This window comes from Ruegeria sp. HKCCD7181 (assembly GCF_057221055.1).
In genome coordinates this window covers 49544-66640 of the sequence record NZ_JBWVBC010000001.1, presented here as the reverse complement: position 1 = coordinate 66640, position 17097 = coordinate 49544, and the positions used below count along the sequence as shown (strand labels likewise).

16 protein-coding genes are annotated in these 17097 nt (G+C 53.1%); 4 read left to right on the top strand and 12 right to left on the bottom strand.

The window, feature by feature from the left end; all coding sequences use genetic code 11:
* Positions 1-28: 28 nt before the first annotated feature.
* Both AC2TCY_RS00300 and AC2TCY_RS00295 read right to left on the bottom strand, forming a co-directional pair.
* Positions 29-1426, bottom strand: coding sequence for a DUF1214 domain-containing protein (locus tag AC2TCY_RS00300; protein WP_480844721.1), 1398 nt, complete (start codon positions 1424-1426; stop codon positions 29-31).
* Between the two features lie 312 nt (positions 1427-1738).
* A complete protein-coding gene (locus AC2TCY_RS00295) occupies positions 1739-2092 on the bottom strand; it encodes a helix-turn-helix domain-containing protein (RefSeq protein WP_480844720.1) in 354 nt (117 codons plus the stop codon).
* Between the two features lie 177 nt (positions 2093-2269).
* Between AC2TCY_RS00295 and AC2TCY_RS00290 the strand changes: the two genes are divergently transcribed.
* The 3 genes from AC2TCY_RS00290 to AC2TCY_RS00280 all read left to right on the top strand — a co-directional run bounded on the left by AC2TCY_RS00290 (position 2270) and on the right by AC2TCY_RS00280 (position 5275).
* Positions 2270-3286: a helix-turn-helix domain-containing protein gene (locus AC2TCY_RS00290; RefSeq protein ID WP_480844719.1), complete on the top strand. Its 1017-nt coding sequence runs from the start codon at positions 2270-2272 to the stop codon at positions 3284-3286.
* Between the two features lie 202 nt (positions 3287-3488).
* Positions 3489-4577: an NAD(P)/FAD-dependent oxidoreductase gene (locus AC2TCY_RS00285; RefSeq protein WP_480844718.1), complete on the top strand. Its 1089-nt coding sequence runs from the start codon at positions 3489-3491 to the stop codon at positions 4575-4577.
* A 314-nt stretch (positions 4578-4891) separates the two neighbouring features.
* Positions 4892-5275: a VOC family protein gene (locus tag AC2TCY_RS00280; protein WP_480844717.1), complete on the top strand. Its 384-nt coding sequence runs from the start codon at positions 4892-4894 to the stop codon at positions 5273-5275.
* Between the two features lie 253 nt (positions 5276-5528).
* On the opposite strand, the gene AC2TCY_RS00275 is transcribed toward AC2TCY_RS00280, so the two are convergent.
* Entirely contained in the window at positions 5529-5837 is a 309-nt protein-coding gene (locus tag AC2TCY_RS00275) for an SRPBCC family protein (RefSeq protein WP_480844716.1), read from the bottom strand.
* 247 nt (positions 5838-6084) lie between these two features.
* Here AC2TCY_RS00275 and AC2TCY_RS00270 point away from each other — a divergent pair, with 247 nt between their 5' ends.
* Positions 6085-6300 carry an HTH domain-containing protein gene (locus AC2TCY_RS00270; RefSeq protein WP_480844715.1) on the top strand — a complete coding sequence of 72 codons (216 nt, stop codon included), beginning with the start codon at positions 6085-6087 and terminating at the stop codon, positions 6298-6300.
* Between the two features lie 120 nt (positions 6301-6420).
* Here AC2TCY_RS00270 and AC2TCY_RS00265 read toward each other — a convergent pair whose 3' ends face one another.
* The 9 genes from AC2TCY_RS00265 to AC2TCY_RS00225 all read right to left on the bottom strand — a co-directional run bounded on the left by AC2TCY_RS00265 (position 6421) and on the right by AC2TCY_RS00225 (position 17092).
* On the bottom strand, positions 6421-8031 hold the full coding sequence (locus tag AC2TCY_RS00265; protein WP_480844714.1) for an arylsulfatase: 1611 nt from the start codon (positions 8029-8031) through the stop codon (positions 6421-6423).
* A gap of 906 nt (positions 8032-8937) precedes the next feature.
* Positions 8938-9996, bottom strand: a complete 1059-nt coding sequence (locus AC2TCY_RS00260; protein ID WP_480844713.1) for a 2Fe-2S iron-sulfur cluster-binding protein — start codon at positions 9994-9996, stop codon at positions 8938-8940.
* Positions 9997-10003: 7 nt separating this feature from the next.
* Positions 10004-10489 carry a hypothetical protein gene (locus AC2TCY_RS00255; protein ID WP_480844712.1) on the bottom strand — a complete coding sequence of 162 codons (486 nt, stop codon included), beginning with the start codon at positions 10487-10489 and terminating at the stop codon, positions 10004-10006.
* An 84-nt stretch (positions 10490-10573) separates the two neighbouring features.
* The gene (locus AC2TCY_RS00250) at positions 10574-11737 is read right to left on the bottom strand and encodes an aromatic ring-hydroxylating oxygenase subunit alpha (protein ID WP_480844711.1); all 1164 of its coding nucleotides are present in this window, start codon (positions 11735-11737) and stop codon (positions 10574-10576) included.
* Positions 11738-11746: 9 nt separating this feature from the next.
* Positions 11747-12010, bottom strand: a complete 264-nt coding sequence (locus AC2TCY_RS00245; protein ID WP_480844710.1) for a hypothetical protein — start codon at positions 12008-12010, stop codon at positions 11747-11749.
* Positions 12007-12597, bottom strand: coding sequence for a TetR/AcrR family transcriptional regulator (locus AC2TCY_RS00240; RefSeq protein ID WP_480844709.1), 591 nt, complete (start codon positions 12595-12597; stop codon positions 12007-12009). The genes AC2TCY_RS00245 and AC2TCY_RS00240 overlap by 4 nt, the downstream gene beginning before the upstream one ends.
* 324 nt (positions 12598-12921) lie before the next feature.
* The gene (locus tag AC2TCY_RS00235; RefSeq protein WP_480844708.1) at positions 12922-13956 is read right to left on the bottom strand and encodes a GlxA family transcriptional regulator; all 1035 of its coding nucleotides are present in this window, start codon (positions 13954-13956) and stop codon (positions 12922-12924) included.
* Positions 13953-16028, bottom strand: a complete 2076-nt coding sequence (locus tag AC2TCY_RS00230) for an ABC transporter permease (RefSeq protein ID WP_480844707.1) — start codon at positions 16026-16028, stop codon at positions 13953-13955. Before AC2TCY_RS00230 ends, AC2TCY_RS00235 begins: the two co-directional genes overlap by 4 nt.
* Entirely contained in the window at positions 16028-17092 is a 1065-nt protein-coding gene (locus tag AC2TCY_RS00225; protein ID WP_480844706.1) for a quaternary amine ABC transporter ATP-binding protein, read from the bottom strand. The genes AC2TCY_RS00230 and AC2TCY_RS00225 overlap by 1 nt, the downstream gene beginning before the upstream one ends.
* Positions 17093-17097 lie beyond the last annotated feature (5 nt).

The window sequence follows — 17097 nt, the reverse complement described above, 5'->3', positions numbered from 1 at the left end:
CGGGGCGTTCCTCAGCCATCAGGCTCATTTACTTTACGATTTCGGCCTTTGGTGCTTTCCAGGTCTTCATCTTTTCCAGATCGGGCTGATAGATCCGCATGATGATGTCGATCCCCAGATTCTCACGGGTGATTGGAAGCCAGTTCTCTGCCGGAACACCTTCGGGTTGTTCGGCCGCGATGTGGATCTCGATCCCACCTACCGCGTTCAGCTTCATGCCAGCGTTTTGACCTACGCTGTATTTGTCTTCTTTGTTGGGGATGAAATAGCCATGCTTGGTGTCGTAAAGCGTGGCTGACCAAAATGCGATTGCCGGTGGAAGCTCATCCTTAGTCATTTTGATTACATAGTCGTGCTCGGCATTCATCGGCTTGCCATCAGTGGTGGTTATGCCCGGATACATCGCCTCGCTCGCGGGTTGACCAAGCGGCCCGACAACGGATTGCAGGAACATTGTGTCGATATCAATCTTCCCTTTGGGCTGGAACACTTTGTAGAGATACGGCGCGACCTCCTTGGGCGAATTCCAGATGGCATTCTCTGCGGCGTACATTTTGGCCGCGGTTGCTGCCAGACGTTTGTAATCCACTGTTTTAGGCGCGTTCGGATCAAAATCCTTGCCCGGCTCAACCCCAACCTGCTTGAGCGCGGCCAGTGCTTCTTTGTCCATTTCATATTTTTCTGGATCAAAAGAGGTGTAGTTGAACACCCACTGCATCACTTCCAGGAAATTCTCAGCATAGACATTCGCGTCAGTTGAGTATTTCGGCGTGTTCAGAGGGGTTACGGGTTTGGCAGGTTTACCCTGGAACTCCGACAAGGTTTGCAGTTTGACTTCCTTGATCGCTGCCATGTTTGCTTTGAATTTGGCCGGGTCGTTTGCCTGCGGCATGACGCGAAGAAAGGCTATGCCAAAGTCGCCGGACATCTCGAATATCTGGTCGACGCCATCGACGTTTTCCCCGGAATATCCGTCGGTACGTTCAGAATAGTAGAGAATCCTAGTCGGTTTCTTGAAGTCACCTTTGGCCGTGGCAAGGGGAATGTTGACGTAATGATCTGTCGCCGAAACCTCCAGCGAGACGAATTTGGAATCGAAGGCCGGATACTCGATCACCACCGCGTCGTCGCGCATGTCCAGCATCGAAAGTACATAGAGCGTATCATTATTTGGGCGCGGAAGGGCGCGCACAGACGCATTGGCCAATCCCTTTGGATAGGCCGTCTTGTTCCATCCACCCGAGGCCAGCGGGTTTTTAGGATCGACCACGAAGTTGTTGAGCGTATTGAACAGCGCAACATACTGTGTTGAGCGTTTCACAAGGTTCTCCAGCTCTGCGTCGCTAAGCTGTTCTGCTTTCAAGGGAAGCGCAAAGGCGAGCCCGATGGCGGCAGCCGAAGCTATTGTCTTCATAATTTTGTTCATGATTTCCTCCGAATTACTTTTGACTTCGAATTTAACTGTTATTGGTCGGTGCAGGCACAAACCGAGGTATTTTTCAATTTGGAGATGTGTCACTCTGACGTTAACATGACCCCAATTCTCCAAGCTTTACAAATAGTTGAGTAGTGCCAGTATTTATTGATTTTCCTAATTCATTGCCGGACAGTGGGGCAAAGTGGCACTAAGCGCGGGCCGTCAAACCAAAGGATCATCTTCAACCTCAAAGTTTCCAACTGCGTCGAGATGAGATCACATTCTGTCTCGGTATTCCGACCATTTTGCGCCACACCGCATCTAAGATTTTCCCTTGTTAGCCCGGCACCGATAGGCAACCGGGGTTATCCCGTTCCAACGTACAAATGCCCGCGTGAAGCTGCCGGGGTTTTTGTAGCCCAATCGCTTGGAAATTGACGCGATAGAAAGCTTGGAATGGGCAAGCATGGTCAGAGCTGCATGGTTCACAGCCTGGTCACGGATGTCCGAAAATGTGAACCCGGATGCGTTAAGGTATCTTTGTAGCGAGCGGCCACTTATTCCCATTCCATCAGCCACGCGTTGGACCGTTGCCCCGCCGTCTCGTGACTGAGCATCCACCTCATCCATAAGAGCGACGATGTCGATCCGCCTTCCTGGGTTTCGGTGCGGCATGCACATTTCCCTGATGGCTCCTATTTACGGCTTTGATTGTAGGTGGCGCAGCTGCCGGTGTCTGACCATTATGCGCCGCCGTTTGCGGAGATTGCGGGCTGGCGTGTTTTGTGCATAGTCTTCAAGGGCGTAGAACAGCCAAATGCCGGAAACCTGCCGGGGAGGGGGAAGTTCTGGATGAGACCATTGCCTTTGGTTCGCGCCGCGCACCTTCTCACCTATACGTCTTCTTTGCGTGAAATCGGCGCTCCGGTTGATCGAGAGCTGGAACGCGCAAAACTTCCTACACTGATCGAAGACAATCCGGATGCGTATCTCAGTCTGCCGCAGGTGTTCGAGTTTGTCGGTCAGTGCAGTCAGGATCTGGATATTGTTGAATTTGGTCACCACGCGTCACTGTCAGCACGGATATCCGGCCTTTCACAAAAAATGCAGGCGGCTTTGATAAACGCACCCTCGGGTCTTGCGCTTGTTCAGGCGTTTGCCAGTGTAGCGCCTTTTGAAAATACGGCCATTTCGGTGGGTATTCAGCAAGAGGGGACTGCCTATCGAATTTCTTTTGATCTGGTCGATTTTCGAAACCACAACGCCCTAGCTGGGCCGGAGTGGGTTGCGGTGCATTCATTTATCGAAATTCTGCGCAGCGTTTGTGGTGCGGATTGGTGTCCCGGTGAAATTACAATCATGTCGCATTCCAAAGGCCATATCTCGACAGAAGCAGCGTATCCGAACACCAGAGTTAAGTGTGGTCAGCAGCACACCTCTGTCACTGTTCCGATTGCCAACCTGGCCGTACCTTGTGTTTCGCCTCTCGAGAATGGCTCTGCTGAGGTGACGATGTCACCAGAAAAGATTGATTTCGTCGGCAGCCTCCGGCGGGTTGTCGCCCCTTATCTTCAGGATGCCTATCCGTCCCTGAATCTCTTGGCCGAAATCACAGGTATGTCGAGCAGGACTCTTCAACGAACGCTGGCCCGACATGGCAAAACCTACTCCGCAGTTGTTCAGGAAGCACGGTTCCAGAACGCCTGTTTGCTGCTGGATGATCCCGACACAAAAATAATCGATGTCGCATTTGCTGCGGGTTATGAGCACCCACAACATTTTACGCGTGCATTCCGGAAATACACGGGTTTGACACCAAGCCAATATCGACAGAGATCATCAGCCGAGGGTTCCGGCTGCGCGAACTGAAGGTTCGGCTTTGTGTGCTCTTTGATTGTAGTGGACAATACGACGTGCAGTTGGCTGCCATTGGAGCAGGTTTTGCGAAAGGTCACTTTGTTGCGCGCATCAAACCTTCAACTTGATGCCCTATCCTAAATGACCGTACTTGTTCGAAGGAATGTACAAAACTAACTAGCGGTCAGAACATCGTTCCGCAATGGGGGACCCTATGCCGAAGAAGATCGTGATCGTTGGTGGGGGCTATGTCGGGTTTGAAGTTGCCCAGGAATTGGACGCCCACGCGGATGTCACCCTGATCGAGCAACGCGAGGCCTTCGTACAGCCCCCCGCAGCGATCCGCGCACTGGTTGAGCCCACCTTACTGGACCAAATCATTCTGCCATACGACAACCTGCTGCAATCAGGGAACGTCGTGCGGGGTCGCGCAGTTTCAGTCTCTCAGTCAGAGGTCACATTGGACTCCGACGCCGTGTTACCGGCGGACTTTATCGTTATCGCCACCGGATCGTCCTATGCTGCACCGTTCAAACCGTCAGGCGACAGCATTGCGGACTTTCGTCAAGCCAGCACAGATGTCAGTGCGCAGCTGGCCAAGGCGAACTCAGTTGCAATTGTCGGTGCGGGCGCTGTCGGTACGGAACTTGCAGGCGAGATCGCCTCGGCACAGCCAGGCAAATCCATCACCTTGATTTCGTCGGACGATACGTTGTTCCCGATGTATCCGGCCAAGTTGGGCGCGCAGCTCAAGCGCAAATTGGAACGACTTGGCGTCACCGTCATTCTTGGCCAAAGAGCGCAGGACTTGCGCAATTTGGATCTCCCTTACGAGGGTTCTGTTACCTTGACCGACGGTAGAGTGATTGCAGCTGATCTTGTATTTCCGGTGATTGGATCGAAACCCGAAACGTCATTGGTGCAAAGCCTTCCGGGTGTGACTCCAGGTTCTGCGGGCCGGGTCAAGACTGATAAATGGCTGCGTCCGTCAGATTACAAAAACGTCTTCGTCGCCGGTGATATTGCTGACGTTGGCGACGGAATGACAATTGTCGCGACGACCCGGCAGAACCCATGGCTCATCAAGACGCTTAAGAATGTGTTGAATGGTGCATCCGTTGAAAGCCAGAAAGCCTACTCGCCATGGAAAAGAGCACCCATTCTGGTACCGCTGGGCCCGGTCATCGGAAATAGCTGGCTCTTCGCTACAGTAGGTGACTGGATCACTCGTAAGATGAAGGGAAAAGACCTTTTCATTCCCAAGTATCGCAAGGCATTTGGCTTTTCAGAAGCAGAAAGGTAGTTCGAATTCTCAGCCGCGAATTGTCAACGTTCTGGCATTCCGCTCGCGTTATGCAGACCTTCCGGCAACCGTCGTCAGTGTCCGTTTTGTCGCGTTACACGAACCAGACATTCACCTTTCCATGTTGAATATCTGGTCGCGAAATTCGTTGACTATGAAGTATAGTTTTACCCGTGTTGTGAGGTGTCCCACCAATGCGGTTGCATGAACGGTGTGATAGCCGCTGTAATTCCGCTCAGTTTCTCGACCGATCCGGCTGTCAACTCAAGCTCCATCCACGCCTCCGGGGCAGTCAAGCAAAACGGAGAAAAATTATGAAAATCTACGTGACTAACATCTTTGTCGATGACCAAGATATTGCAGAAAAATTTTATACTAACGTTCTCGGCTTCACGGTGAAGAACAATATCCCCTTGGGTGAAAAAAGCTGGTTGACGGTGGTGGCGAGCGAAGACCCCGAAGGAACAGAATTACTGCTTGAGCCAAGCGACCACCCAGCAGTGAAACCCTATAAAGAAGCACTGGTTTCTGATGGCATTCCAGCACATTCATTTCTGGTAAAAAACCTTGACGCGGAGCGGAAAAGGTTGGGCGATCTGGGCGTAGAATTTAGCGTTGAGCCAATGGCAGCAGGACCTGTCCGCATGGCGGTTTTCGACGACACCTGCGGGAACCTTATTCAACTCATTGAGATGTAAGATCCCGCTTAGGGCAAGTACTCTATTGAACTTTTAGGACGCTAACCCGAACGGCACATAGCTGTTGTTTGGGGTAGTTGCAGCATGCCAAAAAATGGAAACAGAATCCTCGCTTCTGCACCGCCTACGGTTAACGCGTCACAACCTGAACCGGACATTCACAACTAGCTCTGCAGTTTCCGAGATGCGCAGCAAAACGACCGTTCATGACAAAACCTATACTGGTTGCTTTCCAACGGAAGTCATTTCCAGATTATCCCGCGCGAACCTTTTCCGACAATCCCAGAAGGTTGGCGTCGATGGTCTTGCCCATCATCGTCTTCATCATAGTTTGTCCCAACAGCCATCCAAGTGGGCCGTATTTCACGCGATAGTCGAATGTCCACGTGACCTTGGATTTGTCGCCAGCCGGGGTGATGAGGATTTCGGAACTGGCCTCGTGCAGTGGCATTGCCGCCATGTCAGATAGCTGCACTGTGTAGCCCGCACCTGGTTTCCATTCCGTCACTTCCTCGGCCGGCGATGTCCCATTGGCAAAGTAGTTCCGTCGCTTTGATCCCACCCCGACTTCTGTCCGTCAAGGCATCAATAGATGTGATTTGGGGCGCGAAATCGTCGATATGCATAAACTGGCAGAGAACCTCCCAAACTGCGTCGGGGACGCATAAATGGTGAGACTGCGTTCGTGATGGATCATATTTGTGGCTCCATTGGCTTGCGCGAGTGTCGCGCGTATTTGATTTCTGATCCTGTCCTAGAACTACCCTGCTTACACCGTTATGCCAGTAGCGTGAGAGGAGAGTGCAAAAATGCGTCGCACTGAACGCCTGCTCCAGATTATCCAGATATTGCGGTCTACCCGGTCGCCGATCACAGGGCGGGAGTTGGCGGATGAGTTGGAGGCCGCCGCCTTGGGAGCAGCCTGGGTGGCCTCTGAAGCTGACCCATCGCTGGCTCGGGCTGCCCGTGATTTGGTGTCAAAGCTTTCCTCGGCAATCCCGAAAGAGCTGCGCCCGTGGTGCTAGATGGTAGCTCGAAGCCCATTCAAACCCGTGCAAGAGTATCCGAACGCTTCGACAGCGCCCTGCTGCGTCACGCCATACGAGAGCGCTAACAGAGTACTCACCCATCAGAGTGTGGAATGCTTATCCTTCCGCAGTTTCGATCTTCCACGCTTCAAGTAACCTGGGAAGAGCTATGTCCCAATCCATGACGCCTGTTTTCGTTGCCCAATTGCCGTATTGGCCAATCAAGTCAGCCTCCAGTTCCGCGTTGCGTCCTCTTAGGTTTCTCAGTTCCGTGCGATCCGCTTCAATGTCATAGAGTTCCCAGTCCCGCCCATACTGCCTGACCAGCTTGAACTGACCGAGCCGGACAGCCGTGTTGCCCTCATGCTCGAAAAAGATAGGTTCTTCACGCGACCAGTCCTTGCCGCGAAACAAATCCATCAATGACTGCCCTTGCATAGGCTGAATTTCATGCCCGCCAACCTCTCCTTGGTACTGACTACCTGTTGCCTCCAGGATAGTCGGCAAAATATCGACAACGTGGCAAGCCGCATGCGCATTTTCGCCCGGCGCGAACCCTTTGGGCCAATGTGCAATGAGCGGTGTCGATATGCCGCCCTCATGTACATAATGTTTGAACAACCGAAACGGCGCATTTGAGACGTTTGCCCATGGTTTGTCATAGCTCTGGTAAGTCTGCGCGTCGCCTGGCATCACGTCCGGGCGGTTTCCCATTTTGATGTGATGACCATCATTCGTGGTATCGGGAAAGAACTTTGCCCACCCGTCTTCGGCCATGAATTCTGCGCATCCACCGTTATCGGATAGAAACATGATCAGCGTATTTTCAAACTGTCCCATGCGCTTCAGCTCCGAGATGAGCCTGCCTATAGATTGATCCATCCGATCCACCATCGCAGCATAGGTGGCCATCTTGCGCGCCTCCCAATCCGTGTTCTTCTCTGAGTCCCAGGGATGAACATCGGCATCGCGTGGAGAAATATCCCAGTTTGTCTGGAATAGATTCATGTCATTCATGGTTTCATGCCGTGCCGTACGGGTGGCGTCCCAGCCCGTTGTGTATACCCCGTCATAACGTGCAATGTCCTCGGGATGGGCATGCAGGGGCCAATGAGGTGCCGTATGCGCGAGATAGAGGAAAAAGGGCTGATCGTCGGAGGTTTCCTCGATCATTCCGACAGCTTTGTCCGTGATTGCGTCTGTGAAATAGAAGTCATCCGGGAAAGTCATGATGCGGCTGTCGTCTTCGAGCATGTAATGAGGCGAGAAAAAGTGGGTGACGCCGTCGACAATTCCATAAAAGCGATCAAACCCGCGCTGTCGCGGCGTTGGATGGTCAACATCCCCAACGCGCCAACTGTCGACTTCGCGGGCCATGAAGTCCCCTGCGACGTGCCATTTGCCTGACATCAGAGTCCGATAGCCATTTGCCCTCAGGTGCTCTGCAATCGTGGCGCTATCGTTGCGCAAAAAACCCTGATAGGCGGCGGTTCCCAGATTCGCTCCCATGTGACCAACGCCCGCGTTGTGCGGGTACAATCCGGTCAGAAGCGACGCTCGCGTCGGGCAGCATCGGGCGCAGTTATACATAGTCGTAAGCAAAACGCCGTTGCGGGCAAGTGCATCGAGATTCGGGGTTCGGATTTCTGATCCGGTTGCGCCCAGATCAGCAAAGCCCAAGTCGTCAGCCAAGATTAAGATAACGTTCGGTCTCAAATCTGTCCGCATTTTGTGGCTCCATCGCTTTGCAAGTCAGCGTAACTCACAATCGACTGCATTCTTGTCCCAAAACGACGCCCCCGTGCAGCAGTGTGTAGGAGATTCACTCACACTGCGTTTGCTTCATACTATTTTGATGGCGCTCACAGGCGCAAACGCAGCGAACTTACCCATTGTCTGCACAGCATTAGGTCGCCATACCTGCGACTTTGCAATCGCGGCGAACGGTAGGAATGGCGAGCGTGCCGCAGTATATTGTCAGTGATCTGCCACAAACTCGCAAATGGGCTGCGTTCTTCAAACAATGTTGGATTTTCGCCAATCAGAACGCACTTTTGATTGAGAAACAGCGCCTATAAGTCGACGGAATCACACTGCAACCACCATCAATTGAACGCGGATATTGAGCCGCGCAAGATTATGCGGAAATCGTGCAATTTTTTGCGCAAATGTCGCCCAAGATTAAGGGCGAAGACAACCAGATTTCCCTAATAAAACCAAGGATAGCGATGTAACGTTATGAGCGTCCCTGCACAAATTTAGGCGCGCAAAGCAATTCGCGTGCCCCAAAAGCTTGCGTAGTTTGCTCGTGATTTGCGTGAGCCGAAGGTGGTCGCGCATAAGCTGGTGAACTAATAGCACATAGCCTAGTTGATGCGCGCAGAACATTCTGTAACTAAATCCCTATGGCTGGCACCACTCCAATAGCCAATCCTTCCATTTCAAACGGTTCAATTTATTGGAAGCCTTGTTACCCTGGAGTCGCGGCTGCTTTGAGTCTGAAGCAGTCATTCACTGAAATTCGTTCAGGAGAGAAGCCGGCATTCTTTCACGTCAACGCGGGGTGATCTGACCACATTCAAGTCAGGTGTTCATCAATACTGGATAGCCCCCCATAACTCCAAAACCATGCCTCTATTTGTCGAAGTTAATGCTCAGGTCCTCTGTCACGGCGACACTCTGACAGGAAAGAATATCTCCTCGGGCGACGTCTCTGTCTTCAAGAGCCATTCTGGCATGCATATGAACCCGGCCATTTGTCAGACGCGCTTTGCAGGCACCGCACAGTCCGGACTGGCAACTGTAAGGTGGTGCCACACCCGCCGACAATATCGCATTGAGCAAGGTTTGATTGGCGGCAACCGGTATTTCGTAGGTCGACCCGCCCAGTACTACTCGTGCACTCGCGGCAATCCCCGTCACACTGGAAGCTGTGACTGTCGCGCCTCCAAAGCTCTCCATGTGAATTCGGTTCACAGGTACATCCAGTGCCATAAGCGCCTCGTTCACGTCCGTATTCATAGTACCGGGACCGCAAACCCAGTATTGGACGTCCTGCGCAACAGGCGGGGTTTCTGCGATGGCAGCTTTTATGGCTTCGGAACCCAAACGACCCTTTCGCCAAGGGCTGATCCAACTCCACATCGATGGTGCGGACAGGACATGGCGCAATGTGAACCGGCCGGCATGATCCATTGCCAGCTTTTCCAGTTCTTTGTGAAAGATGATGCTTTGGTCATCGGAGTTGCCATAAATCAAATGGGCCATCGAATGAGGTTCTTCTTCGAGGACAGCGCTGATCATCGCGAAAAGCGGCGTGATGCCACTGCCTGCGCCAAAAAAATAGTGGGTGCGACGGTACAGTGAGCTCGGCGTCAGAAAAAACTGGCCGAAGGGCGGCATGACGTCGACCATGTCACCGGGCTTTAGCCGGTCACCGATATGGGTTGAGACAAGCCCTTTGGTCACCCGTTTTACCGTAATGCGCAAAGGCGCGCCGGGTGGGTTGGAAATGGTGTAGCTGCGACGTTGCTCTTTATCGTTGAGGTGAAAGCGCAGAGTGACGTGCTGCCCTGCCTGCCAGCAAAAGGTCTCCGTCAGGTGAGTGGGTAGATCAAAGATTACGCTTGTGGCTTTGTCTTTGATTTCAGGCTGGACTTCAGCAACTTTCAGAGAAAAGAAGTTGGGGTTCATGGCATCCTCAACGATAGTCAAACGTGGTGTCCAGAGTGCGGATAACAAACCGACCTGCTTGCGAGACGATGAAGAACTTATCAGTCTGGGTCATAAGTCCGGGTGCATCGTCCCAGATGTAACCAACGCGAGTGACAGCGGTGACATGTGTACCGCCGTTGGCGTTTTTTGAAGTTATTGTGGGCGTATCGCGCGTGGTTTCTGTGTATCCCCGCATCGCTTCGGTTAACGATGGATCTTGGCGCCAATCAGGCAGAGTTTCCCATCCTGCTACCGAATAAAAAAACTGTTCATCCCGCAATCCCAGCCCGTATTTGATCGTGACAGTATGCACCGCCTCCGGGTGCCAATCCTTCCACGTTGCGGCGATGGCGGACTCATCTGTTGCTTTGAGATAGCGAACAGCCAGATCCCTCGGTTCGTCTGATGGGTTGGCCAAGACTAGTCCGGCTGCCAGGGCTGTGCCGTTCAGAATTGCAAGAATGCGTATCATTGTGTCCTCAGATTCGGAGGAGGGAATGCAGACGTTTTTGCACTCGATTGATAGAATGATCCGGTGTCGATCCCAAGCAACAGGCTATGGCCCGGTCTCTTGTGTCTCAAGGAAGTTCAGGATCGCTTGTTGGTGTCTCACTACCGGGCCTTCTCCGCTGGCGGCTGGGCCGACCTCGAAAAACGGGCTGGTCAACGACTTTTGTTGCTGCTCACAGGCATAGATATCCTCGGCAGTGAAATCACCTGATGCCATAGGATCATCTTCGCCGGTTGCATTGCCGTCTGGGTATTTTGGACCGCCGAATTCCTTCCAGAAACTCCAACTGCGCCATTGCTGCTTTTGAAACTCCCAACCTGAGGCATTGGCCAGTTTGGTTCGGTTTTCCACCCGCGTCAGGCCCGGTGCGAGGGGGGTGATAACGAAGAGGTTCCAACTATCCTCACCAGCACCGACACCGATACCCGGAAACAGCATCGGCACCCAGGCCCCAACATGCGGTTCGGGGATCGTCCGAGGTGAAGGCAGGTTCTTGTTCAGATCCTTCGCATAATCCGGCGCAGGGGGCTCCCAGAAATGATAATGCGGACCCTTCCACCCATATTCCGCCCGCGCATGATCATACATATGCAGCGTGTTCGAATGCAGATGGCTCAGGTGATAGACGTCGATGTAATTCTCGACCACGATCTTCCAGTTGGCCTTGATTTCATAGCTCTGCCGGGCATCGGGATACTCCACCAATTCTTCCGGTTTGTGTGGCCCCAACAGCGGATCAACCGCGCCAAACCACTCGGCAAGGCTTGGCGGATCTGGATCAGGATGGACAAAAAGCATTCCACGCCAGATGTCGACACTGGCGGGTTTCAGCCCCAGGCAGGATTTGTCGATACCATTGGGGTATTCCTTCGCCTCATCCGGAACAGATATAAGGTTGCCTTCCAGATCGTATGTCCAGTCATGATAAGGACATGTCAGCGCCTTTTGTGTTTTCCCGACCGCCCGGATTAGTTGCGTGCCGCGATGTCGACAAATGTTGTGAAACGCGCGCAATCGGTGATCGCGACCCATCACAACAAAAATATTGTTTAACCCTGCCTGGACCGAGGTGAAATGACCGGGTTCCGGCACATCCTCGGCCAACCCCGCGTAGCGCCAGGTGCGAGAGAAGATCAGCCGTTGTTCGCGGTCGAACCAGTCCTGTGATGTATAAGCGTCAACAGGAAGGTGGTGGTACATGCGGGTCATGACTACCTCTTAAACAAGCCAGATGGCGTAGGGGGGAAACAAGCTGGCCGCGATCATCATCAGACCGAACGCGGCCCAGAGGATGGACACGGACCAGAAAAGAATCGGGTCTTGATCGCGCGTAATTTCAGAGACAAGCGCGGTCTGGCCAGTCAGGACTGATGGCACCAACCACCATAGAAACAGCATCCCCCAAACCCAGTAGAGCCCTAGAACTGCCGCAACCAAAAGAACTGGGAAGGCAACATAATTGATAAGGCGAGAAGTGCTCATGCCTTTGTGTCCAGGCTAGCGGCAAGTATCAGAGCCGCTTGCTTCAGCTCCTCACGCCAAGCGTCGGGCGGACTGAGTGGGGTCAGAGAGTCCAGGTTCACATATGTCGCGGCGATCCCCTGCGAGACCGCGCGTAATTGGGTGGCGGAGGCGAAAGGCCCCGCGCGTTTTAGTACTGCTTCAATCACGTCCAAAAACTGTTCCAGGCTTTCCACAAGGGGCTGACGCATCGATGGGTGTTCGGCAACGGATGTGACAAGGGATTGGTAGGCCAGCATCACGCGCGGATCATTGGGAGTAGATTTGTCAAACAGCAGGTCAATCAAATCTGCCGGAGTACCCGTCGGTTCCAATGCACCTTGCAGAGCGAAAGTCGCCTGAGCGAACCGATCCACGACGTAGCTGATAAGGGCTCCGGTCATCTGATCCTTGTTGCCCAAATAGTGACGCAGGATGGGTCGTTTGACCCCGGCTTTGGTTGCAATGCGTTCCTGGGTCGCCCCTTCCAATCCGAAATGGGCCACACAGGTGAGATATGCATCGAGGATCTGTTCTGATCTTTGGTCTTTTAAACTAGGGCGGGACATCGGGCTCACGTTTATTGTCACATCTGACAAATAACCGTTCAGAATAGATTGTCAACCATGACAATAAATAATCTCCAGCGAAACCGTGTGAAACCCTGGATGCGTAAGCGTGTTTCAGTGCTCGTTGTAGGTTCACCGTGGGGCTTGGGGAGATACAGTTGAAGAAGCGCATTTTGCGCTGCGTTCCGCCAGAAACAATCCCCTACGCTGTCCACCTTATTGGGCATTGAGGATCGTGAGGAGCGATGTTGGGGCAGGGCTACGGACCCTGACCCAAGGCGATCTGTTTGCAATATTCCGGCTTCTTCACGTGTTGGAGCGCAACTAGATCTTTGCGCTCTTACCGATAAAACCTGAGTACTTTTCCGTTTGGAGAAACCGATAAGGAGACTCGCCAAACAACTGCCTAAAACACTTGGAAAAATGACTGCTGGAATTGAACCCGCACGCGGCCGCGATCTCTGCTACCGGGAGGTTGGTTTCTGCCATAATTGCCCGACCCCGGTGCATTCGAAGCTGCATTAAGTACTTTTTGGGAGTTGTGGACAGATACTTGTTGAACAACCGCTCCATCTGACGTCTCGAGATGTCAAACTTGCGGGCCACGTGATCGAGGTTTGAAGCGCTATCCAGATTCTCTTCCATGAATTCGATGATTTGCAACAGCGATGAATTCCGCACGTTGAGAGCCGCAGCAGCGCCGTTTTTTTGGGGTTCGGCCTCAGCTCGTGGTGCTTGGTGCAAGCACATGCAGGTTACGACCCCAGACAGAGTCGTTCCATGGAGTTGGCGTATCCGACTTATCATCATGTCAGTTGCGGCGCTTCCCCCTGCACACGACCAAATCCTGTTGCCGAACTGGTATAATTGATCCGTGGCTTCCAAGTTGGGAAACAACTCGCGGAAAGCCAGCAAGTTCTCCCAATGCAGTGTCACCGAGGTTCCTCCAAGGATACCCGCTCGCGCCAGAGTGTAGGCCCCTGTACACAATCCACCAACTGTTTGTCCCCTCCGCCAGAATCTTCGGATTTCGTTCGCAACTTTTGGGGACGAATGAGTTTCGGGTAATACGCCTGAACAGACGATCACAATTTCATGCTTTGAAACTTCTGCAACGCTCCCATCAACCGAGATTTCCAGGCCATTGGAGCAGCGAACCGGCTGTCCGTCCTCTGACACGCAACGCCAACGAAACAGTTCCTTGCGGGTAAATTGATTGGCAATTCTCAGCGGTTCAATTGCTGAACTGAGCGCATTCATTGAAAGGCACGGCAGTAGCACGAAAGCGTAATGCTCTGTTTCTACATCCTGATCCAAAGCACAATATGCGACCCCACGTGGAATGCTGTCGTTGGTCATAACCCTAGTGCTTTCCGCTGTTCCTCGGCAAACCCTTGTACAATTCGATCTGCGACCAAAGCCAATATTGCCATCGCAATTCCAGCCGTCAGCCCCAGTCCGACATCTGCTTGCCCCAGTGCCAGGAAAATGGATTGACCCAGCCCCGTTGTCCCGATCAGTGCGGCAATCACCAGCATAGAGAACGCGTAAAGGATGGTCTGGTTAACTCCGAGCAAAATGGTTGGAACTGCGTAAGGAATACGTATCTCGCGCATAGTCTGAGCTCCGGTTGCTCCCGAAGACACGGCCGCTTCGATCAATTCTTCCGGTGTCTCGAGCAGGCCATGGTGTGTGTAACGGATCATCGGGACAATCGCGTAAGCACAGATGGCGAGGAACGCTGAAAATTCACCGATCTGGAAGAACATCAGCACCGGAATTAGGAACACGAACAGAGGGATTGTCTGCAACATATCACAAATGGGTCGCACAATGCGCCACGCAGTGGGGCTGATCGCGCAGATCAGGCCGATTAGACCGCCGAAAAACGTGCAGGCCAAAACAGATATCCCCGACAAGTAGAGAGACAGGAGCGCCCGCTCCCAGAGGCCAGAGATCAGGATGAGAGTCATGAGAACTGTAACAAGGACCGACAGGGCCCGTCCTCCAGAGACCCAGCCCAACAGAGCTGTTCCCGCGATAACAAAGACCCACGGCAACTCTGCAATGCCGGTTTCCAGCACAATGGCCAGAAGCACGATGACCCCCCCGGTAGTGGCATGTCCACGCAGTGAAATGACCGCTCCCGCAATTACAGCGCCGGCTACCAGCACGAAGCTCATCAACGGGGTCCAGGAAAACCCCCAAGTGAATGGCAACACGGCATTATCGAAGCCAATTCGCAATGGCAGCATCAAATAGAACAGCACGAAGTTCTTGAAACCGTCCAATGCGGCACCGTGTGTGGCGATAAACTGGCCCAAACTATCATCGACATAGGCAGAAACCGGATCGAAATATGTATAGCTGGACGGGTCGGGCAATTGGCCCCAGACCAAAACCGTAAAGGCCACTGAAATCGCCATGATTACCAAGATGACATTTTTTTCGTGCCGCTTGCGCTCTAGCGCCAGTGCCCCGCTCATGCGGTCGATAACCATTGCGAAGACCACGATAACCAGGCCTGCCAAAAAGGCTTGGCCAAACTGAGCTTTGCGCATGGTCAACAGCACTTCCCAGCCAATATCGTTGAACCCACCAATCACAGCGGCAATGATCACCATGCTGAGCGCTGCCATCAGGCATTGGTTCACGCCTACCATGATCTGTTTCGCGGCGGATGGCAGTTCGATCAAAAACAATTGGTGAAGCCGGTTCCCGCCTGACATCACAGCGGCGTCTTTGATGTCTTCTTCCACGCGATCAAGCCCGAGCAACACGTTGCGGGCCATTGGCGGTGCTGCATAGATTGCAGAAGCGATCAACCCCACAACAGGACCAAAACCGAACAACACAAGCAGTGGGGTCAGATAGGCAAAGGTTGGTACAGTCTGCATGAAATCCAATGCCGCCTGAACAATGTTCCGAAACCCAGGAAACTCATAGGCGAATATTCCGATTGCCAGGCCAGCAAGCAGCGCGAGTGGGACCGAAACGGCGACCAGCGCCAGAGTGTTCATGCTTTCCATCCAATAACCGGATGCCAGTACGAACCCCAATCCGAACAAACCCAGCGCGGCCATCCGCCAACCACCCAAATACCACCCAATGGCCGTGACCATTCCGATCAGGATTGGCCAGGGGGTTGCAACCAACAGTGTGTTTGTCCAGCTCATTGGATAGTAAAGCAAATCCGAAAACAGCCGGGCGGCGGGTTTAAGCCAACTCAGAACAGTGTCCATTACGATTCCGACCCAGTCAGAAATGGGTAATGTGAGAAACTCGGGCCAGTCGCTGAGCATCGGGAGAATCGGCGACAGAACCAAGCAGATCAGCCCAACACACGCACTTATCCATGCCGCAAGAGCGCCAGGGCTAAGTCGAATAGGCTGAAGGCTTTTGGTCGCCGGAAAGGTGGTTGTGATGGTCATCAGTCAGCCTCTACCTGCAGCGCAGCGGCGAGCTCGCCGGGACGCACAAAGCCAGCCATGTTTCCGTTGTCATCCCAAACCGGCACCGGATCGTAGAGCGACATGCATTTGGCCAATGCGGTGTCAATGGTCATGCTTGTGCGGAGACCCGGATCATCATCCATTTTTTCAGGAACTGGGTTTTGATCATCCATGACCGACGCAACCCGGGCGTGCTGGCCCTTGGCGACATCTTTTGAAAACTCGGCTACATAGTCATTGACCGGATACAACACAATCTCGGTCGGTGTGCCGATCTGCACGATTTCGCCGTCTTTCATGATGGCAATTCTATCAGCCAGTTTAAGTGCCTCGGTTATGTCGTGGGTGATGAAGACAATCGACTTCTTGAGCGTCGCCTGAATGTTCAGAAACTCATCCTGCAATTGACGTCGAATAAGAGGGTCAAGCGCCGAAAATGGTTCGTCCAGGAACCAGATGTCAGGATTGACGGCAAGAGAACGTGCGATACCGACCCTTTGGCGTTGCCCTCCGGACAGTTCACGCGGGAAGGCATCTTCTCGCCCTTCCAAGCCAACCAGGTTAATCACCTCCAGCGCGCGGTTGCGTCGTTCCTTTCGGGTTTTTCCCTGCATTTTCAGGGGAAAGCCCACGTTTTCGGCTACCGTCATATGAGGAAACAACCCAAAGTGCTGAAAGACCATCCCCAGCTTGTGGCGCCGCAATTCGATCAGGCGTTTCTTACTGGCATGAAGAATGTTTTCGCCTTCAATCTGAATTTCGCCCGCCGTGCCCTGCACCAAATGCGAAATGCAACGGATCATGGTGGATTTGCCCGAGCCGGACAGGCCCATGATGACAAACAGTTCACCTTCCTTCACATCAAAACTTGCGTCCTGCACTGCTGGGATCAAGCCCTGGCTTCGCAGATCCTCAGCCGCACGTCTTGTGTTTCCGCCGGACCGTTCCAGCGCCGCCTCGAGATTTTTCTCTGGGTTTACACCGAAGACCTGCCACAGGCCTCGGCAAGTGATGGCCGCTGGGGCGTTGGAACGTTCCGACATGTCCG

Coding starts and splice junctions, on each gene's coding strand:
- AC2TCY_RS00300 (WP_480844721.1), bottom strand. CDS start 1,426: ATGAACAAAATTATGAAGACAATAGCTTCGGCTGCCGCCATCGGGCTC.
- AC2TCY_RS00295 (WP_480844720.1), bottom strand. CDS start 2,092: ATGCCGCACCGAAACCCAGGAAGGCGGATCGACATCGTCGCTCTTATG.
- AC2TCY_RS00290 (WP_480844719.1), top strand. CDS start 2,270: ATGAGACCATTGCCTTTGGTTCGCGCCGCGCACCTTCTCACCTATACG.
- AC2TCY_RS00285 (WP_480844718.1), top strand. CDS start 3,489: ATGCCGAAGAAGATCGTGATCGTTGGTGGGGGCTATGTCGGGTTTGAA.
- AC2TCY_RS00280 (WP_480844717.1), top strand. CDS start 4,892: ATGAAAATCTACGTGACTAACATCTTTGTCGATGACCAAGATATTGCA.
- AC2TCY_RS00270 (WP_480844715.1), top strand. CDS start 6,085: ATGCGTCGCACTGAACGCCTGCTCCAGATTATCCAGATATTGCGGTCT.
- AC2TCY_RS00265 (WP_480844714.1), bottom strand. CDS start 8,031: ATGCGGACAGATTTGAGACCGAACGTTATCTTAATCTTGGCTGACGAC.
- AC2TCY_RS00260 (WP_480844713.1), bottom strand. CDS start 9,996: ATGAACCCCAACTTCTTTTCTCTGAAAGTTGCTGAAGTCCAGCCTGAA.
- AC2TCY_RS00255 (WP_480844712.1), bottom strand. CDS start 10,489: ATGATACGCATTCTTGCAATTCTGAACGGCACAGCCCTGGCAGCCGGA.
- AC2TCY_RS00250 (WP_480844711.1), bottom strand. CDS start 11,737: ATGACCCGCATGTACCACCACCTTCCTGTTGACGCTTATACATCACAG.
- AC2TCY_RS00245 (WP_480844710.1), bottom strand. CDS start 12,010: ATGAGCACTTCTCGCCTTATCAATTATGTTGCCTTCCCAGTTCTTTTG.
- AC2TCY_RS00240 (WP_480844709.1), bottom strand. CDS start 12,597: ATGTCCCGCCCTAGTTTAAAAGACCAAAGATCAGAACAGATCCTCGAT.
- AC2TCY_RS00235 (WP_480844708.1), bottom strand. CDS start 13,956: ATGACCAACGACAGCATTCCACGTGGGGTCGCATATTGTGCTTTGGAT.
- AC2TCY_RS00230 (WP_480844707.1), bottom strand. CDS start 16,028: ATGACCATCACAACCACCTTTCCGGCGACCAAAAGCCTTCAGCCTATT.
- AC2TCY_RS00225 (WP_480844706.1), bottom strand. CDS start 17,092: ATGTCGGAACGTTCCAACGCCCCAGCGGCCATCACTTGCCGAGGCCTG.